Genomic DNA, 26,685 nt, shown 5'->3' with positions numbered 1-26,685 from the left:
GGCGGCTGTCCGTCCAGGAACGTTTGGATGCGGACCTTTCGATGGGTACCTCCTCCTTCTGCCCTCGAATGACGGGCCTAGCGTCCGCCGGAGGCGACCGCGTCCGGCAGCAGGTCGTTAGCGACGATCTCGCCGGACGCCCGCAGGCGCGTGCGGATCGGCTCGGCCTGCGGCTTCAGGTCGAGCAGCGGGAACAGCAGCTCGGCGGTGCGGTAGGCTTCCTCCAGATGCGGATAGCCGGACAGGATGAACGTGTCGATGCCGAGCGACTCGTATTCGCGGATGCGCTCGGCGACCGTCTGCGGATCGCCGACGAGCGCCGTGCCGGCTCCGCCGCGCACGAGGCCGACGCCGGCCCACAGGTTCGGCGAGATCTCCAGCTTGGAGCGGTCGCCGCCGTGCAGCCGGGCCATCCGCTGCTGGCCGACCGAGTCGTAGCGGGCGAACACCTTTTGCGCCTCGGCGATCGTGCGGTCGTCCACATGGCGGATGAGCTCGTCGGCCGCCTGCCACGCCTGCTCGTTCGTCTCGCGCACGATGACATGCAGCCGGATGCCGAAGCGCAGCTTGCGCCCGCGGGCGGCGGCCGCCCCGCGCGCCTGGTCGAGCTTGGCGGCGACGTCGGCCGGAGGCTCGCCCCAGGTCAGGTAGACGTCGGCATGGCCCGCGGCGACCTCCTGGCCCGCCGGCGACGAGCCGCCGAAGTAAAGCGGCGGATACGGCTGCTGCAGCGGCGGATAGAGCAGCTGCCCGCCGTCGCTTCGCAGATGCTTGCCTTGGAAATGCACCTTTTCGCCGGACAGGAACTGCCGATAGATGCTCAGGAACTCATCGGTCAGCTCATAGCGCTCGCCATGCGGCAGGAACAGGCCGTCTCCGGCGAGCTCCTCCGGATCGCCGCCCGTCACGATGTTCACGAGCAGCCGCCCGCCGGACAGCCGGTCGAACGTGGACGCCATGCGCGCCGCCGTCGCCGGCGCCATCATGCCGGGGCGGATCGCCACCAGATACTTGAGCCGCTGCGTCGCCGGGATGAGCGCCGAGGCGGCGACCCAGGCGTCCTCGCAGGAGCGGCCCGTCGGCAGCAGCACGCCGCCGTAGCCGAGCCGGTCGGCCGCCACGGCGATCTGCTTCATATAGTCGTAGTCGACGGCGCGGGCGCCGTCGCTCGTGCCGAGATAGCGGCCGTCTCCATGCAGCGGGATGAACCAGAACAATTCCATTGTTTTCTCCTCCTCAGGGCTTCTTCCAGGCGGCTTCCTTCACGTCGAGCTTCTCGGGGATGAGCTTCAGCTCCAGGAACGCGTCGGCGATGCGCTGCTGCTCGGCAAGCGTCCCGTCGTCGATCTCCTCGATGCCGAAGGCGCGATGGCCCATCGCCTGCTCCAGGGACGGCACGTCGATGCCGAGCTCCGGCGACAGCAGCTCCGCCGCGCGCTTCGGATCCTCCTCCGCCCACACGTCGGCTTCCTTCAAGGCGTCCAGCACGACCTCTACCGCCTCGGCATGCTTATCCGCGAACGAGCGCGAGGCGAGCACGAACTCATAGTTCTTGACGAGGCCCTCCCCGTCGGCGAGCACCCTCGCCTTGGTCGCGAGCTGCGCCGCCGAGTAGAACGGCTCCCAGATGACCCAGGCGTCGACGCTGCCGCTCTCGAACGCGGCCCTCGCGTCTGCCGGCGGCAGGAACACCGTCTCGATGTCGCCGTACGGGACGCCGGCCTGCTCCAGCGCCTTCACGAGCAGGTAATGCACGTTCGAGCCTTTGTTGAGCGCGACCTTCTTGCCCTTCAGGTCGGCGACGGACTGGACCTCGGAGTTCTCCGGCACGAGGATCGCCTCCGCCTTGGGACTTGCGGGCGAGCGGGCCAGGTAGACGAGCGGCGTGCCGGCCGCCTGCGCGAAAATCGGCGGCGCCTCGCCGGTGTGGCCGATGTCCACGCTGCCGACGTTCATCGCCTCGAGCAGCTGCGGGCCGCCGGGGAACAGCGTCCATTCGGCCTTGTAGCCGATCTCCGCCAGCTTCTCGTCGAGCCCGCCCTTGCCCTTGAGCAGGTTGACGCTGCCGTACTTCTGGTAGCCGATATGGATGACGCCGCCTTTTGAGGTCGGGTCGGAGCTTCCACCGCTCGCCGGCTCATCGGCGCTGCCGCATGCCGCGGCAGCCAGCAGAAGCGCCCCGCTCAGCAGCAGGCCGGCGGCTTGGCGCCATGATCGTTCTCTCATCTTCATCCACTCCATCCGATGTCAATTCCAACTAATCAACTTTGAATAATCGAAAATTATCACCGCTATAAGAAGATGTCAATAAAAGGAGGGAAATAGAGGAGCTGCGAGGACGAATGAGGAGAAACGAGGAACAACGAGAATGCCGCGGCACGGCGGGGATTGATCTTTGCACCTCCGTCCGCTAAAGTGAATCTTATATAATTCCCACCTGTGAACTTGGATAAATGGATCGCTCGACCATCTGCCGATGTGCTGCCCAAGGAGGAGACCTGCCCATGCAAGCGTTCAATCTGATTCCGCTTCAGGAAGCGATGCAGCTGCTCGGCGTCAGCCGGGCTACGATCGACCGCTGGCGCAAGGAGCGGCAGCTGCCTGTCGTCAAGCTCGGCAAGGAGGTGTGGGTCGACCGCTCGCAGCTGGAGCAGTGGGTGCGCGCGCGCGGCGGGCTCGCCGGGACGGACGCCGGCCGGTTTGCCGGGGCGGAGCCGTCGCCGGACGCCGACCGGATTGCCGGGATGGGGCCGCCGCCGGACGCCGGCCGGTTTGCCGGGATGGGGCCGCCGCCGGACGCCGGCCGGTTTGCCGGGGCGGTACCGTCCCCGGACGTCGACGGGGCCTCAAGTCCGCTCCGAGCGGAGCTGCCCCCGGCAGCCGGCACTTTTCCGAGCTTTGCCGGGTTCGCGGCTGCCGCGCGGACAGAGCGCTTCATCACGGTCGGCTATCAGAGCGGCGCCGCCCTGCTCTGGAGCGCGCTCGTCGTCAAGCGCCTCGGCTGGTTCGAGGAGGAGCTGGCTCTGCTCGAGCCGCATGCGCGGTGGCGCGTCTCCTGGCGGCATGCCGACAGCGGCATGGAGCTGGTGGAGGAGCTGATCGCCGGACGCGTGCAGATCGCCTCCGTCGGCGACTACCCGATCGCCGCGAGCCGCGAGCTCGGGCGGCTGCTGCCGCGCTTCCGGCCGCAGATGCTCGCCTTCGACGGCAAGAGCGAGGGCGGCTCCGGCATCTCGCTCGTCGTCCGCGCCGGCAGCGGCATGCGCCGGGAGGAGCAGCTCGGCTCCTCGCTCATCTCGACGGTCGGGCGCTCCAGCGCCTCTCGCCGGCTGCAGGAAGTGCTGCGGCGCGGCCGCCTCGACGGCACGCCGGTGCTGCATCACGGACGGATGGCCGATTGCCTCGGCGGACTGCTGGACGGACGGACCGAGGCGGCGATGCTGTGGGAGCCGTATCTGACGTGGGTGCGGAGGATCGGAGCGGGCGTCGCCTTGGAGGGAGAGAGCGGCGGCGGCGACTACCTGACCGGCATCATGGCGGATGCCGGCTGGGCCGAGGCCCAGCAGTCCGCTGCGGTCGCCTATCTCAAGGCGCATCTGCGGGCCCATGCGCTCATGCGCCGCGATCCCGGAGCCGCCGCCGTGCTGATCGGGGAGGAAAGCGGCTTTCCGCTCGAGGTCGTCGCCTCCGTCCTCGGCTCCATCCGCTGGGATGCCAGCGTGTCGAGCCGCGACCTCGCGACGCTCGACCGGCTCGAGCCGGCGGCCCGCGCGGCCGGCGCAGACGCGCCGGACCGCGGCGAGGCGCTGCGCAGAGCCATGCAGGAGGCGGCGTCTCCGCCGGCGTTCCGGCCGTCCTATCTGCAGGAGGCGGTGCGGGCGCTCCGCCTGCCGAGCCTGCCGGACATCCCTCTTCCGCAGGAGTGGGCGGAGGACGGCATTTATTGAAAGCGACGGCGGGCGATCAACCAAAAACAAATGACCGCAAGGAGGAACCAGGCCGATGAAAGCAAAGGCTCGCCGGATAAGCTCAAAACTCCGGTCCGCAAACGTTGTCCTCCATGACGGAGCAGGCAACATGCTGTCTCGAGGCGGAGCAGGCTCGCCTCCAAGCACCGAGCCAGCTGCGGGCCGCCCGGAAGAAGCCGAGCTTTATCGGCCTCTTACGATCAACTTCGGCTCGCTCGCGCTGCCTCCGACGCTGCGCCTGCTGCAGCGGTGGAACGAATCGCTCGGCGACTCCGAGACCTTTTACGGCCTTTTCGGATTTTACTTGCAGACCGGCGGCTTCAGATATGCGAATACGCCCTGCGATGCGGTCGTATTCGGCTCGACGGGCATGGACGGCATTCACTTCGCGCTGCTGACGGACTTCGGCCGCTCGGCCGATCTGGAGCAAGCGCCGGTCATCTGTGTGTCGCCCATGGAATTCGACGATCCGAGCACCGTCATCGCGCGCAATCTAAGGGAGTTCCTCTCCTACGGGGAGCAGGATTGGGCGCTGTTCTACAACGTTTTTGCCGATGAGCGGCAATGGAGAAGCTTCCAGGAGAAGTCCGCCCGAGAGCAGGCCGAATCGCAATGGCGAAGGAGCGACGAGGAGGAAAGCCGGCTCGGCGCGCTCCGCAAGCAATTCCTGGCGGAGGCCGGCCTCAGCGCGATGGCCGACGGCTGGACGAACCTGCAGGCCGTCCGTCTGGAGCGGGCGGAGCGGCGCTCCATCCCGACCACCGACAGCCTGGGCGTCATCGAGCCTGCCGAGCCGGGCTGGAACGGGACGCTCCCTCCGCTCGGCCGCGACACATCCCCGGATGAAAGCGAGCTGGAGCCGTGGCTGCGCCAAGCGCCGCGTCATGCCAGGCTGGCGGCGATCCGCCTGCTCCAGCATCACGGACTTTCCCCCGCCCTCGCGGCGCTGCTCGCCGACGAGCTGCAGGCGCTAGGTCTCGGCGAAGACGCGCTTCGACTGCTGTTCGAGTGATTTCATGCCCTTCGAGCTTTCATTCCAAGAATCTTGATTTGATTCACGCCGGAATAGTAAAATGAATGGGCTTGGAAGAATCATCCCGAATGAAGACGGAAGCGGAGGAGCCGAGCCCCTATGCTGGACATCACCATCAATGAGCCCGATCGGCTGGTGCAGATCGCGCATGCGTTGTCGACCCGGGCCAGGGTCGACATCCTCCGGCTGCTGAACGCGAAGAGCCTGAACGTCATCGAGATCTCGGAGGCGCTGCAGCTGCCGGTATCGACCGTGGCCAACCACGTGAAGCTGCTGGAAGCCGCCAAGCTCATCCACACCGAGCTGCTGCCGGCGACGCGAGGCGCGATGAAGGTATGCAGCCGCAGCTACGACGACATCCTGATCACGCTCAATACATCGGTCCACTGGTCCAAGGACGACGTGTCCGTCTACGAGGTCGAGCTGCCGATCGGCCAGTACAGCAACTGCGAGGTGCATCCGACCTGCGGCCAGGCCAGCGCCGAGGGCATGCTCATCCGCGAGGACGAGCCGGCCAGCTTTTATCACCCGAACCATGTCGGCGCGCAGCTCATCTGGTTCCGCAAAGGCTACCTGGACTACCTGCTGCCGCTCGAGCTGCCGAAAAGCGCCCGCCCCGAGGCGATCGAGTTCTCCATGGAGCTGTGCTCGGAGGCGCCGAACTTCGACAACGACTGGCCCTCGGACATCACGCTCTGGATCAACGACGTCGAGATCGGCACGTGGACGAGTCCCGGAGATTTCGGCGACCGGCGCGGCAAGCTGAACCCCGACTGGTGGATCGACTGGGCGACGCAGTACGGCCTGCTCAAAACCTGGCGCGTCGACAAGGAACGGACGACGATCGACATGGACAAGGTGTCCGACGTCTCGCTCGCCGATCTGGCGCTGGAGGGCCGCCACCATCTGAAGCTGCGGATCGGCATCAAGTCCGACGCGCTGCACAAGGGCGGCATCAACCTGTTCGGGCGTCAATTCGGCGACTATCCGCAGGATATCGTCATGAAAGTGCATTACGTTCTTGCCGATCCGGATTGAACACTCCTCCACCTAAAGAGGCGGGGGATTCTTGGGTAGTTGCTTCTATCGAAGCAGAGTTCACCAAGCGATCCCTGCGGTTCCCGCAGTTCATAGGGCAAGGCCGTTAGACAGCCATCTGTTCGATGTTGTGTGCGGCGTTCTCGTCCCGATCATGCAGCGTCTGGCAGACGGGACAGGTCCACTTCCGAACGGACAGGTTCTTGACCTCCGGGTGAACGTGGCCGCACACGTGGCACGTCTGACTCGTCGGCGCAAAGGAGTCGGCCACCTTCAGCTGGCGACCATACCACTCCGACTTGTAGGTTATCTGTCGCCGAAACTCGCTCCAGGACGCATCGGCGATCGACTTGGCCAGACGAGGGCTCTGCAGCATGTTCTCCACCCGCAAGCCTTCGATGTGGATCGTTTGGTTTTCACGAACCAGCTTCGTCGTCAGCTTGTGCAGGAAGTCATGGCGAACGTGGGCCATCTTTTCGTAGATGAGCGCCACCTGGCGCTTGGCCTTCTTCCAGTTGGCTCCGTCCTTCGTGCGGCGAGCCATGCGGCGTTGCCACATGGCCAGCTTGCGCTCGTAGCGGCGGAACGCCCTGGGGTTCTCGACACGGAAGCCGTCCGAGCAGACGGCAAATTCCTTCAGCCCCAGGTCGATGCCGACGGTCTTATTCGCCTGCGGCAAGGGCTGGACGTCGACCTCACAGACGATGGCGACAAAGAATTTGCCTGCCGCATTCCGACGGACCGTGGCCGACAGGATGCGGCCTTCCAGCGGTCTGGATGCCGCAAAGCGGATCCAGCCGAGCTTGGGCAGTTTGAGCTGATTGCCGTTCACCGCAATGTTGCCATTCGTCTGCCGAGTGGTATAGCTCTGCACCGGATTTTTGCGGCTCTTGAACCGTGGCTGTCGATTCTGACGGTTGAAAAAGCGGTCAAAGCTGTCCGCCACGTGTCGAACGGCCGATTGCAAGGCAATGCTGTCGACCGCTTTGAGCCATTCATGCTCGCCTTTCAAGGCAGGCAGCTGTGTGGCACAGGCATTGTAGGACAGCCCGTTGCCGGTTTCCTCATACCGTGCGTTCCACAGGCTCAGGAAATAATTGAAGACAAACCGGCAACAGCCGAACATCTGCCCGATGAGCTGTTGTTGCGACTCTGACGGGTAGATCCGGTACTTGTACGCCTTATGCACCAACATGCCACACACCTCCTGGATGTTTTTTTGATATTATAGCACATACGTTCGCTCCAAAACACCAAAACCGCCGGTTCATCTCCTTCCATGAATCGGCTGTAATGATAAAGAGGCGTTTGCTACAAGATATCTGTAGCATAGGCCTCTTTATTTTATTTATTTTCGTATTTCCGCATGAAAGCGTTGACAAAGCCCGTTTTCAGCTTTATATTCGGCTTAAAGGTACATATTTCGTGTAATAAAACATAATTGTTGTCCTTGTGCCTTTGAGGAAGAACGATGAAAAGGGAGGCTCGACATGAACTCAAGACGTAGATGGACGACCGCTCTGCTGCTCTCGCTCGCGCTGGCGGCGAGCGCCTGCAGCGGAGGCAATGAAGGCGGCCAAGGAACCGGCGACGACGGGGGCGGCAGCGGCGACGGAAAAGGCGGCAAGGTGACGCTGTCGTCGTGGACGCTGTTCAGCGGCGGCGACGGCGACAACATGCAGGCGATGATCGACGCGTTCAACAGCGAGCATCCCGACATCAAGGTCGAGAACACGGTGCTCGAGTGGGGCGAGTATTACACGAAGCTGATTACGGCGGTCGGCAACGGCAACGGTCCCGACATCGGCATCTCCCACACGTCCCGGCTGCCCGATCTGATCAACCAGGGCGTCGTGTCCAGCATGGACGACGCGGCCGAGGCGGCCGGCATCGACTGGTCGACGTTCAACCCGAACATCCTCGGCGCGACGGTTGTGGACGGCAAGCATTATGCCGTGCCGATCGACACGCATCCGTTCGTCATGTACTACAACAAGAAGCTGCTGAAGGAAGCCGGGCTCCTCGGCGAGGACGGCAAGCCGGTGTTCGACAATACGGCCGACGGCTTCGTGCAGCTGCTGACGGCGCTGAAGGAGAAGCTGCCGAAAAACGCCATGCCGCTCGCGCTGCCGAGCGCCAACGACGACGTGTTCCGCCTCTGGTGGGCGCTGTACCATCAGCTCGGCGGCAACGACGTCATCAGCGACGACCTGAAGTCGGCCGCCCTGGACAGCGGCAAGGCGGTCCAGGCGATGCAGTACGTGCAGGACCTGTTCCACAAGCACAAGGTCATCCGCCTGAACGACCCGGACTTCGTGAAGAGCTTCCAGAGCGGCACGGCGGCGATCATCATGACGGGCGTCTGGACGACCGGCGTCTGGGAATCGACCAAGGGCCTGGAATTCGGCGCGATGCCGATTCCGAAAATCTTCGACAAGGAAGCGACCTGGGGCGACTCCCACACCGTCATCCTCCCGGTCACGAAAAAGGAGGATCCCGAGAAGCGCAAGGCGGCCGCGATCTTCGCCGACTACCTGGCGCAAAAAGGCGCCCTGTGGGCGAAGGCGGGCCATATCCCGGCGAAGCCGGCCATCTTTGACAGCGCGGAGTTCAAGGCGCTGCCGTACCGGAGCGACTACGTCTCCGTGGCGAGCACCGTCGCCTTCAACAAGCCGTCGGAGAAAAACTGGCAGATCCGCGACCTGGCGATGTTCAAGTTCCTGAACGAGGTGTGGGCGAACAAGATGAGCCCTGCCGACGCGGCCGTGAAGATCCAGGCCGAAATCGACAAGGTGCTGAAGCAATAGCCGCCTGCCGGCGGGCGATCCGGTCCGTCCGGGCTCAGCCGGCAAGCGAAGCTGCGTTTCAAGGCCGCATCCGGCGGGCGAGTCCAGGCATTCGGCCGGCTCGCCCGCCGGATGCGCGCACACAAGGAGGGGATGAAGAGTGGCAATCGGTCCAGGGGCGAAGGCGGAGCTGGCGCCTGCCGGCGCCAAGCGCAAAAGACGCTGGGCGGGCGCGCAGGCGTTCGTGTTCCTCGCGCCCTTTTTCGCCGTTTATGTGCTGTTCACGATATGGCCGATGCTCAAGGGCGTGCAGATCAGCTTTTTCAAATGGACGCTGATCCGCAAGATGGAATATGTAGGCCTCGGCAACTTCAGCAAGCTGATGCAGGATGCGGAGTTCTGGGCGTCGGTCTGGCATTCGACGATCTTCGTGCTGCTCACGACGCCGCTCATGCTGGCGCTGTCGCTCGGGCTCGCGCTGATCGCGAACCGCCATTCGCGGCTGCGCAAGCTGTACCGCATTTCCTTTTTCATGCCGAGCGTCATGTCGGTGGCCGTCGCCTCCTTCCTCGGCCTGTTCATCTTCCAGCCCTATACGGGCCTGCTGAACTCGCTCCTGCATCTGGTCCGGCTGCTGCCGGCCGAGCAGGAGATCTTCTGGCTGTCGGAGGTGTCGCTGTCGTGGATCGCGATCACGGCGCTGACGCTCTGGTGGACGGTCGGCTTCAACTTCGTGCTGTACCTCTCGGCGCTGCAGGAGATGCCGGAGGAGCTGTACGAGGCGGCGCGGCTCGACGGCGCGACGAACGGCCAGATCTTCCGCCGCATCACGCTGCCGCTGCTCGCCCCGATCACCCGCATGATCATGATGCTGCAGATCATCGCCTCGTTCAAGGTGTTCCTGCAGATCTACATCATGACGGGCGGCGGCCCGCTCGACAAGACGAGGCCGGTCATCCAGTACATCTGGCAGACCGGATTCCGCCAGAACGACCTCGGCTACGCTTCGGCGATGTCGTACGTGCTGTTTTTCATCCTGCTCGCGCTGTCGGCGCTGCAATACGGCTTCAATCGACGGAAGGAGGCGGACTAGCCGCATGAAATGGATCTATCGCATCGTGTCGCTGCTGGTCGCGGCCGTGTTCCTGCTGCCGATCCTCTGGATGCTGACCGTCTCGGTCAAAGAGGAGGGCATGCCGATCGTCACCGTGCTGGACTGGGTGAAGCCTCCCTACTCGCTCGCCGTCTACGGCGAGGTGCTGCAGGCGACGAAGCTGCCGCTGTGGGTTTGGAACAGCTTCTTCATCGCCGTCTGCGTCACCGCGCTGACGATCGTGATCGCGGCGATGGCCGGCTTCGCGCTGTCCAAGATCAAGTTCCGGATGAAGGCGGCCGTCTTTTTCGCCGTGCTGGCCGGCCTGCTCATTCCCGGCGAGGCGATCCTCATCCCGCTCTACCAGGTGGCCAAGGACATGGGCCTGCTGAACACCTACCTCGGACTCATCCTGCCTTCGCTGGCCTCGCCGATCGCCATCATCGTGCTCAAGAGCTTCTTCGACGGCGTCCCGAACGACCTGCTCGAAAGCGTGCAGATCGACGGCGGCGGCAACTGGCGGATCTTCTTCAGCATCATGCTGCCGCTCACCCGGCCGGCCGTCGCCTCGATGGCGATCCTGACGTTCATCGGCTCGTGGAACAACTTCCTCTGGCCGTTCATGTCCGTCACCGACGACAATCTGTTCACGCTGCCGATGGGCATCCCGACGCTGATGAGCCAGTACACGGTCGACTACGTCAAGCCGATGGTCATCAACACGATCTCCTCGCTGCCGATCTTCCTGCTGTTCCTCGTCTTCGAGAAGCAGATCATCAAAGGGGTCAGCCTGTCGGGCATCAAAGGATGAGCGCCTCCCTGCAGCCGCCCCGCGAGCGGGCGATCGACCGGTTCAAGGGCCTCCTCGTCATCGGCATGGTCTATGGCCATGTCCTGCAGTTCTTCAGCGATCCGGCGATCTTTCCCGCGGCCGGCCGGATCATCGACGCCGTCAACCTGATCACGTTTTCCGGCTTCGTCTTCAGCTTCGGCTACGTGTCGCGGCTGGCCTATTACGCCAAGCCGCTGCGGAGAGCCGCTCCGCGGATGCTGCTGGCCGCGCTCAAGACGCTGCTCGCCTTCTACATCTCCGGGCTGGCGTTCCGCCTCTTCATCGACCGGCGGCCGCCGGATTGGGAGACGCTGAAGCCGATCCTGCTGCTGCAGGACATGCCGGGCTGGTCGGAGTTCCTGCTGTCGTTCACCTACTTGACGCTGGCCGGCCTGATCCTGTTCGTCCCTCTGCAAAGGCTGGCGGAAAAGCCGCGGCTCGCCTTCCCGGCCGCCGCCCTGCTGCTGCTGACGACGTTCCTGCCCTACGAGGCGGTGACATCGACGCCGCTCGGACCGCTCCTCGGCACGCGGCAGTTCGCCTCGTTCCCGGTGCTGCAGTATTTCCCGTACTACTTGCTCGGCATGCTGTTCGCCCGCTGGCGCATCGGCTGGCATCCCGGCGTGCTAGCGGGCTCGCTCGCGGCCTCCGGCCTGTTCGTCTGGCTCGTCCTCGATGCAGGCGGACTGCCCGAGCGGTTCCCGCCGTCCATCGGGTGGATCGCCGGGCCGGCGCTGGCGCTGTACGGCTATTATCTGCTCTCCCGGCTGATGGAGCGCTGTCCGCGCCCGTTCGCGCCGCTCGAAGCGCTGGGCCGGAACGTGCTCTGGTGCTTGCTGTTCAGCAACCTGCTCGTCTTCTCGCTCAAAAGCATCCAGGCCGACGATCTTCCCCGCTCGCCCGCGGAAGCGCTGCGGCTGGCGCTGATCGTGCAGACCGTCGTCGGCTTCAGCATCGGGCTGATCGTCAAAGCCCCGCGCCGAAGCGGACGATGACGGGCAGAGGCGCGGGACGCCGGCCGCGCGCTGCGGCGGACGGCCAAGGGCGCGGCTGACCCTCGGACGGCGGAGCCGTCGCTCGGCTGAGCCGTCCGGCGTCCCGCAAGAGAGTTCCCGCATACGGACATTCCTTCCCGTCATAGGGTAAGCCTAGCGCGCCTATGGCGAAGAAGGAGGCCAGTCCATAGCATGAGCGTTTATGTCGCCAACAGCGGCTCCAACACCGTGTCGGCCATCGACCAGACGACGAACAGCGTCGTCGCGACGATTCCCGGCTTTTTCACCCCCCAGCAGCTGGACGCCACCCCCGACGGAACCCGCGTCTATGTCGCCAACCTGGCGAACGGGACGGTATCCGTCATCGATACCGCCGCCAACGCCATCGTCGGCACGATCGCGGTCGGAGGCGGGCCGAACGGCATCGTCATCGATCGGACCGGCGCGCGGGGCTATGTGACCAACTCGACCGACGGCACTGTCTCGGTGCTGGACCTGACGTCCGACACGGTGATCGCGACCGTTCGCGTCGGCATCAATCCGGTCGGCGTCGACGTCACGCCGAACAATCAGTTCGTCTACGTCGCCAACCAGATCTCGAACACGGTGTCCGTCATCCGCACGTCGGACTACGCGATCGTCGCCACGATCCCGGTGGACGTGACGCCGATCGGCGTGCGCGTCGCTCCGGGCGGCGCCTACGTCTATGTGACGACCCGGGCGCTCGGCGTCGTCGACATCATCTCCGTGACGAGCAATACGGTCGTCGGCACGCTGCCGACGGGCATCGCGCCGATCGGCGTGGCGACAGACGGCGTCCAGGTGTTCGTGGCGAACGAGGTGTCCGGCTCGGTCTCGGTCATCAATCCGATCTCCAACCAGCTCGTCTCGACGATCGCGACGAACGCCTTTCCGCAGTACATCGCCATCGACGCCAGCACCCGCTACCTGTATGTGAGCACGCGCACGAACGTCGTCTCGGTCATCGACCGCCAGTCGAACCGGATCGTCGCGTCCGTGCCGGTCGGCGACCAGTTCATGCGGCCTAGGCGCATGCAAGGCAAAGCGCCTGCGAGCAAGGCGGACAAGGGAACTGGTTCCCTTGCTGCGAGTGCCGAGCCGGCCCGACGCCGGAATCGGCCTACTTGTTCGTAAAGTAGGCTGTGTCTCAAATGAAGAAGGGGCTGCTCCCGCTCGTTACGACCGAAACAGCCCCTTCTTGCGATTGGTGTTGAATATAATAGTGAATTTTTTTAAATGCTATAGGGATGCCGAAAGAGTTCTCTTCAGTCTATCTATAGGATGGACTATTTGTCTCTGTTCTTCCTATATCTAAAAATGCCTATCGCTAACAGTACTGAAGAGAGAATGCATCGCCATAAAAATTCCTTGAAAATTTGAGTTTTAGGTGGCAACTCTCCAATTACACCTGTTTCCGGAACATACAATTGGGTCATTAGACTTAAAAAGGCAAATATAAACATGAGGGAAGAACTAATTATCATTACAATAGACCAAGTCTTTTTACTTATTTTTCTCAAATTTGATTCCTCCTATTTACATCCCTTCATTAATATGACATATTTAAAATATCAAAAATAAAAGGATGTGAAATTTATTGATTAAATTATATCATAAGAAAAAAATGGTTTCAATTTTTATTGGCGCTATGCTTGTTCTGAACTCTTCTATTCCAGTTGCCAAAGCAGAAGCACAACCTCCCCTCATTCAAACTAATATTGAAAGCTATTCAATTGAAACGCTCTCTGATACAAAAAACAAAGATGGCTTCTATGTCGAAACAGGACATAAAAATGTTAATTCTGTAACTAGCTTTTATAAAGTTGATAGTGTTACTCATACTAAACTTCAAACTGTTGAGGATTATTACGATTTGAACGGCGCTTTTCAGTACTCCCTTGTTTCAGAACAGGAATTTCAGAACGACTATGATACTGGAGAGGCGAATCAGACTAAATCGGAAGAGAGATTTAGTGTTAAGAAAACTGTGAGTTTTGAAAGTGAAGATAAATTGAGATTGACAGAGAAAGAACAAGAATATAATGAGTCTGTTATTAAAAATAATGTTGACATTTTAACTAATGAGATTTCCAAGAATCCGATTGTAAAAGTTAATGGATTTAAAAAAGAGGATATTGACGAGATTAAAAGAGATATTGAGGATATAAAAGAGAAGTATACTTTGGAAGTGGATCCTTCTGCTCCTTCAGGACAAAAAATTAAAATTATCCCTAAAGACGGGATTACAACGTTAGGGAGTTGTGGCACGTATTCTTGTGCTGGCGCTTATGACAATTGGTATAATTATTATTACACAACGGGTAACTTTACTGTTCAAGCGTTATCGGCTGTACCCCATAACTACATCCGCTTATCTGGAAGCACCTTGAATAGCACAAAAAATTCAACTTCACTACAGAAATTTCAAGGGTACATTGATAGTTTTGAAGATGTCATGATTGAACAAATGAAATATAATGTATGGGAAGATATTTTCACGTGGTTCTTTTCAATCGCGGGTCTTGTCTCTCTTGTGTCTGGAATTGCAGGTGGGCCAGCTGGTTGGGTGGCCATAACATTAACTGTAATTGCTGCAATTGACGTTTTCAGAGATTTTACTAGTGCAGGTTATGCCACAGGCCATAATTTAAATTTAAGTAGAGTTGCATGTCAACATCAAGAGAATGCTCGTAACATGTTGTTTAACTATCCGCAATATTTTGCTAGTGTCACATTTAGTTCGCATGTTGGTTACTAAATTCTTTAGTTCATATTAGCAATTTTTTTAATACCTATATTCACCAAAACAAAGAAGATGATCTCGACTAGAATCATCTTCTTCTTCATTTCTGTGGCATTATGGAAGAGCAGTCGAATCAACATCCCTATTGTCGATTGCCTTCACTTTCTCGTTCGCTCAGCCTTGACGATTAGCTGATTCTTGAAGCGGGCGAGCGGGGAAACTCCTTGGCCTGTATGCTTATGACCGAAAAGACGAGGAAGTTTCTGGATAGCAAGTGCCGGAGCATGTTGCGCACCATCGTTTTGATCGACGCCAGCACCCACTACCTGTATGTGAGCACGCGCACGAACGTCGTCTCGGTCATCGACCGCCAGTCGAACCGGATCGTCGCGTCCGTGCCGGTCGGCGACCAGTCCATCGGCATCGTCGACGTGCCGAAGTTCAATCGCACTCCCGCGATCCTGGCGAAAAAAACGGTCACCGGCCTCGAATCAGTGACGGCGATGCCGGGAGATACAGTGTTCTTCCAGCTGCGCGTCACGAATATCGGCAACACGCTGCTCAGCCAGATCCAGGTGCTGGACGCGCTCGATCCGCCGGGAGCGGCGCTGCTGAACGAGACGATCGAGAGCCTCGCGCCCGGCGCCTCCATCACCCGCGAGCTAAGCTATGTCATCCCGTCGCCGCCCCCGGCGTCCATCCTAGAAAATCGGCTGACGGCATCGGCGCCGCTGTCGGGCGTCTCAGCCGACGCCGCCGCCGGAGACGCGGCGAGCGGCACCCTCTTCAACCAGGCTGTCGTCACGTTCGGCGTGCGCTCGCCGTCGGGCCGCGCGATTACGACGCGCGCCGTGTCCAACCGGGCGCAGGTGACGATTACGGAAGAGGAGGAATAGGCGGGCAACAAGAAAAACCAGGAAGAAGCGGAGCCGGCTCCGCTTCTTCCTGGTTTTTGGCGTTCATGCGGCCTAGGCGCATGCAAGGCAAAGCGCCTGCGAGCAAGGCGGACAAGGGAACTGGTTCCCTTGCTGCGCGCCGATCTCTTGCCGCGCCTGCGAACAAGGGCATTTCTTCCCCTTGCTGCGCGTGCCGAGCCGGCCCGACGCCGGAATCGGCCTACTTGTTCGTAAAGTACAGCACCTGCGGCCCGGACGAGCCGCCGGTCAGGCTGAGCCGCGACGGCACCGTCTTGCCCTTCTTGCCGACCTTGAGCTCGGCGAACTGCCATGCCTGGGTGTAGTTCAGGTAGCCCGAGCTGAGCCGCTTGTTCGCCCAGCCGAGCGTATAGTGGCCCGAGCCGCCGGACGGGTTGAGGTAGACGTCGACCGTGCGCTTGCCCTCGCTCTTGTTGTCGATCTGCACGTTGAAATCGTAGATGACGCCGTAGTTGCCGCTGTTGACGACGCTCTCGCCGGTCGTCGCGTCGACGCCAGGCTCGTACTCGCCTGGCATGAAGTCGGCCCACTGGCCCGACGGCGCGGACGAGACGCGGATGAGCGCATTGCCCAGCGAGGTGTCGTAGACGAGCGTGCCCGTGCGGTCATAATGGGGGAACGTGCCCCGCACATGCTTGTCGCGCGGCAGGATCGGCTCCGCCAGCGGATCGGGACGCGCGCCGGCGTAGCCGAGCGTCGTCACCGTGACCGGCGCGCTGCCGCCGCCGGGCGCTTCGGCGCGCAGCTGCAGGAAGCCGCTCGCCGTGTACGTGACCGGCACCGCATGCGACACCCAGTAGCTCTGCCCCGGCAGCAGCACGGCGACCGGACGGCGCGAGCCGCGGTCGGCCAGGAACGCCTCGAGGCCGAGCTGGCCGGCGATGTCCGGGTAGTAATCGACCCCGGCCCCGGCTCCTTCCTCGTAGAGCTTGACCTTGTAGCCGCTCGTGTTCGTGACGGCGACGGCGACCTGCAGCTCCGCGCCGGTCTTGTTGTAGTGGTGGTAGAACACCCGGAACGAGCCGCTGACCGTATCCCGGTAAAAGCCTCCCGGAGTCGTCGGCGACTCCGGCGAATCGCTCAGGATGAGCGGTCCGCCGGCAGGCGAGAGCGCCGGCTTGCTCAAGGCGACGGCCGGCTTCAGCGTCTCGATCGGCACGATGAGGTTCGGCGTGGCCAGCGCCGCCGCCTGCAGCGAGGCCGAGCCGGACGCGCTCCCGCCTCCGAGCCCGGCGGCCGCGGAGGCGTCCCGTTCCGGCAGCGGCGTCCCGTCCGCGGCGCGCAGCGCGGCGGCGCTGCCGCCCTCCGGCTCCGCCGGACCGAGCCCCGCCTGCGGCGAGGCCATCGCCGATCCGCTTGCCAGCAGCGCTGCGGCCAGTACGGCCGGCAGCAGCTTTTTCCCGTTCCATCTTCTTCTCAACCTATCCCTCCTCCAAAATGATCATTCCCGACCCGGCGTCCCGGCATGCCTGAAGCATGCCGTCCTTCCGCTTCGCTTCGGAGCGGCCACCACCTCCTTCGAGAGTTGCGGCTGGCTTACTTCGGCGCTTCCACGACCTCCTGCGCGACCCGATCCGACCAGTGCAGCTGCACGCCATGCGCGCTCAGCCGCTCCTGGTAGCCCGTCCTCAGCGCCGCGTCGCCGTGCACCTCGCGCGGACGGCGCGAGACGTCGAGGCAGTACGCCGCGAGCAGCCCGGCCGCCTCGCCGACGTTCCACTCGGTCGGATGGAGCCGGTAGCAGCCGTTGGAGATCTGGGTGACGCCGATGTTCTTGCATGCGGGCAGCAGATTGGCCGTGCGGACCGGGATGAGCGCGCCGAGCGGAATTTCGTACGGATAGCTCGGGATGTAGAAGCTGCGATGCGTGACGGTCGTATGATGCAGGTCCAGATGGTAGCTGCCGACGCCGACGCTGTCCTCGTACCGCCGGATGCCCTCCGCGCCGCGCAGCTCCTGGCTCACGTCCGCCTCGGTCACCGTCTGCAGCGCGCGGATGCGCCGCGACTCGCGGATATAGACCGACTTGGCGAGGCCGTCCTCCGTGCCGACGATGTCGCCGCGCAGCCGCAGGCCGGGCCAGCCCTTGCCCCCGTCCAGCCGCGGCGCGTCCGTCTGCAGCCAGTACACGACGGACAGCGTCAGCTGGCGCGCGGCGTACAGCCGGTCGCGGCGCACGTCGTCCGGCACGTCCATGATGGAGCCGAGATAATAGTCGTTCTGCGCCCAGTTGAGCAGCGACTGCTCGCCGGGGTAGAGCGGGACGGCCAGATGGCGCGGGTCGATGATGCGGCGGTAGTCCCACAGCGAGGTGACGCCCTGGCCGTTCGGCAGCAGCGTGAACTCCTTCTTCTTGGTCGTATCGTTCGCGTCGGTGGCGAACCAGCTCAGCAGCGGATACGGGCTGAAAGGCGGCACGAGCCGGCTCCAGTAGCCGTACATCTCCGGCGGCCGCTCCATCGTGAAATCGGCTCCCGGCACGTACTCCATCGCGCCGACATGGGTGAACGCCTGCACGTCGTCCGGCAAAGCCTCCTCCGGCGCATGCGGCTCCCCGGTCTCGGCGCGCGACTCCGCTCCGATCCGGTATTCCGTGCCGGTCAGCGGCAGCAGCTCGCCGGTCTCCGTCGCATCGAGCACATAGGCTCCGGCGAGCTCGATCCGGCGGCTGCCGCCGCGCACGCTCACCGTCACCGAGCGCACCTCGTCCCCTTCGACCTGCGCCGAGGCGGGAGAGGCATGATAGAGCACGCGCAGCCGTCCGCTGTTCACATACGGCGCGAGCATCGCCTGCAGCACGGCGAGCGCGACGCGCGGCTCATGCGCGAGACGGCTCACCCAGCCGCTGCCGGGGTTGAGGATCGGGTTGGCCCGCGCCTGCTCGGTGAGCGGATAGCTGTCGCGGTAGTAGTCGCGGATGCGCTCGCGCAGCTCGCGGAATGACGCCGTGCAGCCCTCCGTCTCGATCCAGCGGTGCTCGTCGGGCGGCACCGCCTGCGAGGTGAGCTGACCGCCGATCCAGTCGGTCTCCTCCGTCAGGATGACGCTTTTGCCGGCGCGCGCCGCGGCCAGCGCGGCCGCCGTGCCGCCAAGGCCGCCTCCGATGATGACGATGTCCGCCTCCAGACGCTCGTCCGGACGCTTGCCGCCCCTCTGGCTTGTCGGTTCGTTCATGACGATTCCTCCTTCGTGATGCCGGGCTCAAGGCCGGCTTCGTTGCTGCTGTCGATGCCGCCTTCGTCGGCGCCGGAGCGGGCCAGGCCGCCGTCCAGCCGCTCGGCCGCCATCAGCGCCGCGCCGATGCAGCCGGCGAGCGGACCGAGCTGCGCCGGGACGACGGTCAGCCTGGCCGCGCCCTCCGCCGCCAGCGCCTCGTCCAGCAGCGGCCGCCAGGCGGCCAGCGACTCGGCTCCGCCGCCGCCGAGCACGACGGCCGCAGGATCGAGCCCCGCCTGCAGGTTGGCGAGAAAAAGCGCCAGCCGAGCCGCGTACTCCCGCATCGCATCCTGCGCCGCGCCGTCGCGCTCGAACAGCAGCCGCTCCAGCTCCGCAGGCGACAGGCCCGGCCGGCCCAAGCGACGCGCCGCGCCGTGCATCAGAGCGGAGCCGGACAGATACGTCTCCGCGCAGCCGCGGCGGCCGCAGTTGCAGGGCCGCCCGCCCGGCACGAGCACGGCGTGGCCCCATTCGCCGCCGCTCCAACCGGCGCCGCGGACAATCCGGCCGCCGACGAGATTGGCGCCGCCGACGCCGGTGCCGAGCGTCAGCAGGACGGCGTCGCTCAGGCCGCGCGCGGCCCCGAGCCGCGCCTCGCCGAGCAGCGCGGCGTTGGCGTCGTTGTCGGCGCAGGCCGGCAAGCCGAAGCTGCGCTCGGCCCAATCGGCCAGGCGCAGCCCGGTCCAGCCGGGCAGATTGGCGGTCGCGTACACGACCGCGCCGCGCTCCGCGTCGATGCGCCCGGCGCTGGCGATGCCGAGCGCGGCCGCGTCCGGGCAGCGCTCCAGCAGCTCGAGGACGAGCGCCTCCGCGGTCCGCAGCACCGCCTCCCGGCCGCGCGCCGCCTCGGTCGGGAGAGAAGCCTGCGCGAGCAGCCGCCCGCTCGGCGAGAGCACGGCTCCCTTGATGCCGGTGCCGCCGATGTCGATGCCGAGGACCGGCTTGTCTCGGGCGACGCCGGGTTGGCGGCCGTCCGCCGGGCCTTCCCGGACGACGCCGGCTCTGCGGCGTTCGTCCACGGGTCCGTCCACGGCGATGCCGATTCTGCGGCGTTCGTCCACGGCGCTGCCGGCTCTGCGGCGGCCGTCCGCCGGGCCCTCGCCGGCGATGCCGATTCTGCGGCGTTCGTCCGCCGAGCCTTCCCTGGCGACGCCGGTTTCACGGCGGCCTTCCGCCGAGCCTTCCCTGGCGATGCCGCCGCCAGCAGGGCCGACAGCTTCTTTTTCCCGGCTCATGCCCGCTCCCCCCTCCCGTCTCAATAGATCCGCTCGATGACCGCCTTGGCCATGCGCTCGCGCATCTCGCGAGTGCGTGGCAGGTCGTGACGGGCCAGACCCTCGCAGATGAGGTCGATGACGAGCAGCTGCGACATCTTGGCGCCGATGGACCCGCCCTCGAGCGGGGACTCCTTGCCTGCGGTCAGCAGCACGAGATCGGCCTCCGCCGTGATCGGCGACTTGGCATAGTTCGTGATCGCGATGATGTACGCGCCTTGCTGGCGCGCCTTGGACAGCAGGTCGACCGTGTCGAGCGTGCTGCCGCTCAGGCTGATGCCGACGGCGACGTCGCCCGGCCCCATCGTCACCGCCATCATCGCCTGGATATGGGCGTCGGTCGCCGCTTCGGCCCGGAGGCCGATGCGGAGCAGGCGGTTTTTGGCGTCGAGCGCCGTCAGCCCGGACGTGCCGACGCCGAACAGCTGCACGTACCCCGCCTCATGGATGCGCCGCACCGCCTCTTCCAGCTTGGTCCGGTCGAGCAGGTTCATCGTGTCGGCGAGAATCGAAGCCAGCTCGCGGTGAACGAGCGACGGGTAGTCGCCGTCCTCCTCGCCCGCCTCGGGCGAGCCTTCCCCCCGCTGGCGGCGCGTGCTGTAGTCCTGGGCCAGCGCCAGCTTGAAGTCCTGGTATCCTTTGAACCCGATCGCCCGGCAGAAGCGCATCACCGTCGTCTCGCCCACGCCCGACAGATCCGCCAGCTCCGTGACGGAGCGGTACATGATCGACTCCGGAGCGCCGAGCACGTAGTCGGCGACCTTCTGCTCGGACTTCGTGAGCGACGGATAGTACGAGCTGACTTTCAACTTCAGATCCATCGAATCGCTCCCTTCCCCCCCGCCGCTGCCGCGGCAAAACGTTCCGTAATGAGCTGCGGCCGCGTAATCGCCGAACCGACGACGACCGCATGCGCCCCTCTCGCCAGCAGCGCCGGAATCTGCGACGGCTCGGTGACCCGGCCTTCGGCGAACACCGGCACGTCCAGCCGCTGCGCCGCGCGCTCGACGAGCGCATAGTCGGGGCCGGTGCGGCTGACCGAGTACGGCGTGTAGCCCGACAGCGTCGTGGACACGCAGTCCGCTCCGATCCGCTGCGCCTCGATCGCCTCCTCCAGCGTGCTCACATCGGCCATCGCCAGCGCTCCGCTGCCGTGCATCCGCCGGACGAGCTCCGCCGCAGAGCAGCCGCCCGGCCGCGCGCGCAGCGTCGCGTCAAAGGCGATCATGTCCGCTCCGGCGTCCAGCAGCTCCTCCACCTCCCGCAAAGTCGGCGTGATGTAGACCGGGCTGCCCGGATAGTCCCGCTTGACGATGCCGATGACCGGCAGCCCCGTCGCCTCCTTGATGCTGCGCACGTCCGCCGCTCCGTTGGCCCGGATCGCCGCCGCCCCGCCCTGCTTCGCGGCGAGCGCCATGCGCGCCATGATGTCCGCTCCGTGGAGCGGCTCCTCCGGCAGCGCCTGGCAGGAGACGATCAGTCCCCCTCTCACTTGCTCCCATAGGGTCGCCATGTCTTCACTCCCTGTCTTCGCTGATCGTCGGCGTTCCCGCCTCGCCTGCCGTCGCCTCCACCCGCAGTCCGACCTCGAACATGCGGCTCCACGGCAGGCGGCAGTCCTCGATGCGGATGCGAAGCGGCCCGTCCTTGAACCCCTCCCGTTCCAGAAAAAGCTCCAGCGCCTCCCGCACGAGCCGCGCCGCTTCGCCGCGCTCGCCGTCGACGTTGAAATAGTCCATGCCCCGCTCCCGGATGGCGCCGTCCGCCAGCGGCCGGCGGACGGCGGCGCAGTAGCCGTAGTCCTCGGCGATGCGCAGCCCGAGGAAGTCGAGCTGCGCCGGCGTGCGGCCGCAGCGCGCATGCAGCAGCAGCTGCGCGATCGCCGTGCCGAGCGTATTGCCGCTCGTGTTCCAGCCGGCGATGCCGGCCAGCTCGGGGAGCAGGCCCCTGGCCTGGAGCAGCCTCAGCAGCTGCAGGTCGCCGCCGTTCGCATAAGCGACGTCGGCGAGCGCCGCGGGCTTGCCGAGCGTGCGGACCGCATGCTCGGCGTATTCCGCCAGCTCCTGCACGCTGCGCTGCACGTCGTAGGCGGCATTGGGCCGCAGCTGGTCGTTCGACTCCGCCATCGGGCCGCCTGGCGAATTGACGAGCAGCACGAGCTGCGCGTCGGCCGCGCTCTCGGCGAGCAGCGCTCCTGCCGCCAGCAGCTGCGCCTTGACGCTTTCGCCGAGCGGACGGTCCTCGTAGAGCGGCACGACTTGCGGCCCGAGCGTGCTGGCGTAGCGGGCGTAGACGAGCGGGCGCGATTGGTTGGTCCGCTCGACCGCGAGCCGGGCGAGCAGCGTGCAGCCGGCCTCGTCCGCGCCGGGATACATGAGCGTGCGCGTCTCGGCGCCGAGCTCGCGGATGCGCTGGCGGACGGCCTGCTGGTCGAGCGCGGTCCAGCCGTACGGCGCCGCGTCGTCCTGCGGCAGCGCGAGGAAGTCGATCGTGCCGTCGGCCGCCAGCTCGAGCGAGGCGCGATTGGCGGAGGCGTTGACGGCCCGTCTTTCTAAGTAATCGTCGCGCACGTCCTCCGGCAGCCGCATGCGGATGCGGCTCAGCTCATGCTGCTCCTCGGCGATGGCGAGGCCGAGCTGCTCGCGGTGGCCGAGGTAGCCGAGCCGGAACAGCTCCCGCCCCCAGTCGGCGTAATAGTCCGGCTCCTCGTCGCTGCTCGAATATTGCGGACAGCGCATGATGAGGTGGAACGCGTACAGCCGGATGTCCGGCCTGCGCTCGCGGATGCGGCGCAGCCGCTCGAGCGGACGCGCCGCCTCATGCTCGCCGAGCCGATGCAGCCGCGACGGGACGATGCCGCCGTACAGCAGCGTGTCGATCGACACGATCGCCGCCTCGGCGTCCTCGGCCTCGCGCTCCAGCCAGTCGCCGAGCTCGGCGATGCGGCCGAGGCGCTTCTTGCGCCCCATCCACTCAAGCGGCGGCCGGACCAGCTCGAGCTCAGTGTCCCTGGCGAGCAGCCAGGGAAAGTCATAGTTGCAGGGCCGCTCGTCCAGCGGCAGATACACCACCTTGCCCCGCTTCGGATTGTCCATGCTCCTCCTTGCCTCCTTTCGTCGCTTGGCGGCCGGGCGGCGGTCGAAGCCGCTCCGGGACCGGAGCCTCCGGTTCGACTGGCCGCTGTCGCCGCTCCGGGGACGGAACCTCGGGTTCGACTGGCCGCTGGCGCCGCTCCTGGGACGGAACCTCTGGTTCGCCCTTTCCGCTGACGCCGCTCCGGGGACGGAACCTCTGGTTCGACTGGCCTCTGACGCCGCTCCGGGACCGGAGCCTCCGGTTCGACTGGCCGCTGGCGCCGCTCCGGGGACGGAACCTCGGGTTCGACTGGCCTCTGACGCCGCTCCGCGGACGGAACCTCTTTCCGATTCCGCTGAAGCCCAGATTCCTCTGATCTCCCCTTCCGAAACGGAAGGAATCCGGCCTTCAAGGGAACCGCTGCCGCTTCTCCAAGAGGTTTCCGTCCCCTCCGCTCCTGCTCTCGAATCACCATCTGAACGCGCACCTCGAACCCCGAGTAACTCAAGGTTTGTTCACCTGCAACCAGTTTTTTTCGGGTTGCATCTCACCGACCGCGCTTCTGGATACCTGTAGCCGGACTTTTTCGGGTTGCATCACCCGGACCGCGCTTCCGGACACCTGTAACCGGACTTTTTCGGGCTATACCTCTCGAATCGCTTTTCTGGACACCTGTAACCGGACTTTTTCGGGCTACACCTCTCGAATCGCTTTTCTGGACACCTGTAACCGGACTTTTTCGGGTTATTGCCTGCAGGGCGCTCTCCTCGAACCCCAGTAACTCGATTTTTTCGAGCTATTGCTCGCCGGACGCCTACCTCGAACCCTAGTAACCCGATTGGCCTCGTGGATCGCACCCGAGTTACTCGGTTTTTCCGCGTTACTCCGACCGTTGGAGCCTTCTCGCACCCGAGTTACTCGGTTTTTCCGCGTTACTCCGACCGTTGGGGCCTTCTCGCACCCGAGTTACTCGGTTTTACCGCGCAACTCCGACCATTTGGGCCTTCTTGCCCCCGAGTTACTCGGTTTTTCCGCGCATCTCCGACCGTTGGGGCCTTCTCATACCCGAGTTACTCGGTTTTTCCGCGCAACTCCGACCGTCCGAGCCTTCTTGCCCCCGAGTTACTCGGTTTTTCCGCGTTACTCCGACCGTTGGGGCCTTCTCGTACCCGAGTTACTCGGTTTTTCCGCGTAACACCGATCTTCGTGCGTGTTGCTTTAAGGTTGTGCCCGTATCTTCTTCAGCGAGTAGAAGGTCTGCGTCGTTAACGTTCAGCAGAGCGAACAGTTAACGCGAGCTCGACGCAGCAACTTCTATTAAATATAGAAGCCTGGAGCTTCGCCAGAGCGGGCGCAGCCGGCGGTTGGCAAAAGCCTTTCGGCTGCGACTGCGGCCGGGCTCGCCCCGCTTGCTGCGTTCCCGCCAGAGCGGAGCGCCTCCGTTGTCCTGTAGAAGCGGCAGCGGTCGCATTTGTCGGCGGATTCCCTCCTCGTCAGAGGCAGGGAAATCAAGGAATCCGACGACAAGAGCGGATCGGAAGGACAATGGAGAGCGCGCAGCGGGTTTGGCGGACTCCAGCACGGTTCAGCGCGCGTAGCAGGTTTGGCGGATTCCAGCACGATTCAGCGCGCAGCGGGGTTGGCGGACTCCAGCACGGTTCGGCGCGCACAGCGAGCTCGGCAAGCTTCCCGCACGGCTCGCCAGAAACCGGCTTCGGCTCCGCGAGCCTCCACCACGGCTCACCCAGCAAAGGCTTCGGCTCAGCGGACTCCAACTCATTCGTCGCGAACCCCGCCGAAAGCTACCCTTTCACCGCCCCGGAAATGCCCTCCATGTAATAGCGCTGCGTAAACAGGAACACCACGATGATCGGCAGCACCGACAGGATCGTGCCCGCGGCGATCCAGCCGAAGTTGTACGCGAACTGGCCGTTCAGGTAGGTCAGCGCCGACGCGAGCGGATACTGGGCCGGGTCGTCCAGCACGACGATCGGCCAGAGGAAGCTGTTCCAGTACGACATGAACTCCAGCAGCGCGATCACCGCGATGCCCGGCTTGACCATCGGGACCATCAGCCGCCACCAGATGCGCAGCTCCGACGCGCCGTCGACCTTGCCGGAGTCGCGGATGTCGTCGGGCACGCCGAGGAACGTCTGCCGCATGAGGAAGATGTTGAACACCGACACCGCCGAAGGAAGCACGACGCCGAAAAACGAGCCGAGCAGCCCGAACCAGGTGATCGTCAGATAATGCACGACAAGCGCCGTCGCAGAAGGGATGATCATCGTCGCGACGAGCACGCCGAACACGAGCGAGCGTCCCTTGAAGCGCATCTTGGCGAGCGGATACGCCGTCGACAGCGAGAGCAGGATGTTCAGCACGAGGCCGAGGCCGGTGATGATGAGCGTGTTGCCGATGTACTTGGGAAAGTCGATGAAGCTCCACACCTGCGTATAGTTGTCGAGCTTGATGAACGTCGGGAAGATCGCCGGGGGAAACTTGAACACGTTGGTGCCCGGCATGAGCGAGACGCTGAGCAGCCACAGGAACGGCCCCATCATGAACAGCGCGAGCGCCAGCAGCAGCGCGTAGCCGACCAGCAGCCCCGGGATGCGGCGGACGAGCCGCCAGCCCCGGCTTCGGCCTGAGCCCGCCGGCTCCGTGCCGCGGCGGCCCGGACCGGCGCCTGCCGTCAGGCCGCCGCGAAGCGGATCCGCTCCTGGCGCGCCGCCCGGAGCGTCCGCCTTGCTTCCCGCTACCGCCGGGCCGCCGCCTTCAGATAAGTTCATCATCCGTAAGGATTCACCCCTCCCTGCCGGTTGAACCGGAACACGATGACGCTCAGCACGCCGACGATGACGCTGACGATGAGGCCGAGCGCGGAGGCATAGCCGAAGTTCAGCTGCTCCAGGCCCTGCTCGTAGATGTACAGGCTGCTCGTCAGCGTCGACGTGCCGGGGCCGCCCTGCGTCAGCACGAACATCTCGTCGAAGACGCGGATCGCGCCCATGAGCGAGATGAGGCTGCAGAAGAAGATGTACGGCCGCAGCAGCGGGATCGTGATCAGGCGGACGCGCTGCGCGCGCGAAGCCCCGTCGACGATCGCCGCCTCGTAGAGGTCGGCCGGGATCGACTGCAGGCCGGCGAGATACAGCATCATGTAGTAGCCGAGCCCTTTCCACAAGGTGATGAACATGAGCACGTACAGCGCCGTCGAGCTGGTCGACAGCCAGCCGATCTTCTGGTCGGTGATGCCGAGGGTGATGAGGATGTAGTTGACGACGCCGTTCTGGCTGAGCAGCCAGTTCCACATGAGGGCGACGGCGACCATCGACGTCACGACCGGGATGTAGTAGGCCGCCCGGAACGCCTGGATGCCCGGGATGCGGCTGTTGACGAGGATCGCGATCAGGATGGACAGGATCTGCAGCACCGGCACGACGATGATGTAGAGCACGGAGTTCCAGAGCGAGACGAGGAAGCTGTCGTCGGCGAACGCCCGGCGGAAGTTGTCCAGTCCGATGAACTTCGTCTCCCCCAGCACCGAGTAGTCGGTCAGGGCGAGCGGGATGCTGTACACGATCGGGAAAAGCACGAACACGCCGATGACGAGAAGGCCCGGAGCCATGAAGCTCCAGGCCGGCAGCGCGTCGGAAGCAAGCGTTCTTCTGCGCAT

General features: G+C 64.2%; 21 protein-coding genes. 10 read left to right on the top strand and 11 right to left on the bottom strand.

Going from position 1 to position 26,685, the window contains the following annotated elements; translation table 11 throughout:
- Positions 1-77: 77 nt before the first annotated feature.
- Positions 78-1,223 carry an FMNH2-dependent alkanesulfonate monooxygenase gene (ssuD, locus tag B8V81_RS13725; protein ID WP_028600259.1) on the bottom strand — a complete coding sequence of 382 codons (1,146 nt, stop codon included), beginning with the start codon at positions 1,221-1,223 and terminating at the stop codon, positions 78-80.
- 13 nt (positions 1,224-1,236) lie between these two features.
- On the bottom strand, positions 1,237-2,226 hold the full coding sequence (locus B8V81_RS13720) for a sulfonate ABC transporter substrate-binding protein (RefSeq protein ID WP_028600258.1): 990 nt from the start codon (positions 2,224-2,226) through the stop codon (positions 1,237-1,239).
- A gap of 278 nt (positions 2,227-2,504) precedes the next feature.
- On the opposite strand from B8V81_RS13720, the gene B8V81_RS13715 reads away from it, so the two are divergent.
- From B8V81_RS13715 to B8V81_RS13705, 3 genes are all read left to right on the top strand, one after another.
- Complete coding sequence (locus B8V81_RS13715; RefSeq protein WP_028600257.1) at positions 2,505-3,947, top strand: helix-turn-helix domain-containing protein; 1,443 nt, start codon at positions 2,505-2,507, stop codon at positions 3,945-3,947.
- Between the two features lie 130 nt (positions 3,948-4,077).
- On the top strand, positions 4,078-4,980 hold the full coding sequence (locus B8V81_RS13710) for a hypothetical protein (protein WP_028600256.1): 903 nt from the start codon (positions 4,078-4,080) through the stop codon (positions 4,978-4,980).
- A gap of 120 nt (positions 4,981-5,100) precedes the next feature.
- Complete coding sequence (locus B8V81_RS13705) at positions 5,101-6,039, top strand: ArsR/SmtB family transcription factor (RefSeq protein WP_028600255.1); 939 nt, start codon at positions 5,101-5,103, stop codon at positions 6,037-6,039.
- A gap of 106 nt (positions 6,040-6,145) precedes the next feature.
- Here the strand turns inward: B8V81_RS13705 and tnpB are convergent, their stop codons facing one another.
- Entirely contained in the window at positions 6,146-7,234 is a 1,089-nt protein-coding gene (gene tnpB / locus B8V81_RS13700) for an IS200/IS605 family element RNA-guided endonuclease TnpB (RefSeq protein WP_028600254.1), read from the bottom strand.
- 295 nt (positions 7,235-7,529) lie between these two features.
- Here tnpB and B8V81_RS13695 point away from each other — a divergent pair, with 295 nt between their 5' ends.
- The 7 genes from B8V81_RS13695 to B8V81_RS13670 all read left to right on the top strand — a co-directional run bounded on the left by B8V81_RS13695 (position 7,530) and on the right by B8V81_RS13670 (position 15,405).
- Positions 7,530-8,846: an ABC transporter substrate-binding protein gene (locus B8V81_RS13695; protein ID WP_028600253.1), complete on the top strand. Its 1,317-nt coding sequence runs from the start codon at positions 7,530-7,532 to the stop codon at positions 8,844-8,846.
- A gap of 139 nt (positions 8,847-8,985) precedes the next feature.
- The gene (locus B8V81_RS13690; RefSeq protein ID WP_228551261.1) at positions 8,986-9,918 is read left to right on the top strand and encodes a carbohydrate ABC transporter permease; all 933 of its coding nucleotides are present in this window, start codon (positions 8,986-8,988) and stop codon (positions 9,916-9,918) included.
- A 4-nt stretch (positions 9,919-9,922) separates the two neighbouring features.
- The gene (locus B8V81_RS13685) at positions 9,923-10,729 is read left to right on the top strand and encodes a carbohydrate ABC transporter permease (protein ID WP_028600251.1); all 807 of its coding nucleotides are present in this window, start codon (positions 9,923-9,925) and stop codon (positions 10,727-10,729) included.
- A complete protein-coding gene (locus B8V81_RS13680) occupies positions 10,726-11,745 on the top strand; it encodes an acyltransferase family protein (RefSeq protein ID WP_028600250.1) in 1,020 nt (339 codons plus the stop codon). The genes B8V81_RS13685 and B8V81_RS13680 overlap by 4 nt, the downstream gene beginning before the upstream one ends.
- Before the next feature lie 192 nt (positions 11,746-11,937).
- The gene (locus B8V81_RS13675; protein WP_101808547.1) at positions 11,938-12,900 is read left to right on the top strand and encodes a cytochrome D1 domain-containing protein; all 963 of its coding nucleotides are present in this window, start codon (positions 11,938-11,940) and stop codon (positions 12,898-12,900) included.
- 463 nt (positions 12,901-13,363) lie between these two features.
- Positions 13,364-14,524, top strand: a complete 1,161-nt coding sequence (locus B8V81_RS24860) for an SH2 domain-containing protein (protein WP_127464461.1) — start codon at positions 13,364-13,366, stop codon at positions 14,522-14,524.
- 269 nt (positions 14,525-14,793) lie between these two features.
- Positions 14,794-15,405, top strand: coding sequence for a DUF7507 domain-containing protein (locus tag B8V81_RS13670; protein WP_028600248.1), 612 nt, complete (start codon positions 14,794-14,796; stop codon positions 15,403-15,405).
- Between the two features lie 220 nt (positions 15,406-15,625).
- Here B8V81_RS13670 and B8V81_RS13665 read toward each other — a convergent pair whose 3' ends face one another.
- From B8V81_RS13665 to B8V81_RS13630, 8 genes are all read right to left on the bottom strand, one after another.
- Entirely contained in the window at positions 15,626-16,864 is a 1,239-nt protein-coding gene (locus B8V81_RS13665) for a hypothetical protein (protein WP_028600247.1), read from the bottom strand.
- Positions 16,865-16,980: 116 nt separating this feature from the next.
- A complete protein-coding gene (locus B8V81_RS13660; protein WP_052333538.1) occupies positions 16,981-18,618 on the bottom strand; it encodes an FAD-dependent oxidoreductase in 1,638 nt (545 codons plus the stop codon).
- Entirely contained in the window at positions 18,615-19,895 is a 1,281-nt protein-coding gene (locus B8V81_RS13655) for an ROK family protein (RefSeq protein ID WP_052333537.1), read from the bottom strand. Before B8V81_RS13655 ends, B8V81_RS13660 begins: the two co-directional genes overlap by 4 nt.
- Before the next feature lie 20 nt (positions 19,896-19,915).
- Positions 19,916-20,755: a MurR/RpiR family transcriptional regulator gene (locus B8V81_RS13650; protein WP_028600245.1), complete on the bottom strand. Its 840-nt coding sequence runs from the start codon at positions 20,753-20,755 to the stop codon at positions 19,916-19,918.
- Complete coding sequence (locus B8V81_RS13645; RefSeq protein ID WP_028600244.1) at positions 20,746-21,447, bottom strand: N-acetylmannosamine-6-phosphate 2-epimerase; 702 nt, start codon at positions 21,445-21,447, stop codon at positions 20,746-20,748. Before B8V81_RS13645 ends, B8V81_RS13650 begins: the two co-directional genes overlap by 10 nt.
- Positions 21,448-21,451: 4 nt before the next feature.
- Positions 21,452-23,029 carry a DUF4127 family protein gene (locus B8V81_RS13640; RefSeq protein ID WP_052333536.1) on the bottom strand — a complete coding sequence of 526 codons (1,578 nt, stop codon included), beginning with the start codon at positions 23,027-23,029 and terminating at the stop codon, positions 21,452-21,454.
- A 1,782-nt stretch (positions 23,030-24,811) separates the two neighbouring features.
- Positions 24,812-25,801 (bottom strand): carbohydrate ABC transporter permease, encoded by a 990-nt coding sequence (locus tag B8V81_RS13635; protein ID WP_244912762.1) that lies wholly within the window; start codon positions 25,799-25,801, stop codon positions 24,812-24,814.
- Positions 25,798-26,685, bottom strand: coding sequence for a carbohydrate ABC transporter permease (locus B8V81_RS13630; protein WP_043111755.1), 888 nt, complete (start codon positions 26,683-26,685; stop codon positions 25,798-25,800). The genes B8V81_RS13635 and B8V81_RS13630 overlap by 4 nt, the downstream gene beginning before the upstream one ends.

The organism is Paenibacillus pasadenensis (assembly GCF_002864175.1).
GTDB lineage: Bacteria > Bacillota > Bacilli > Paenibacillales > Paenibacillaceae > Paenibacillus_O > Paenibacillus_O pasadenensis.
Note: the sequence above shows the minus strand (reverse complement) of the source record. Positions and strands in the feature narration are given on the sequence as shown.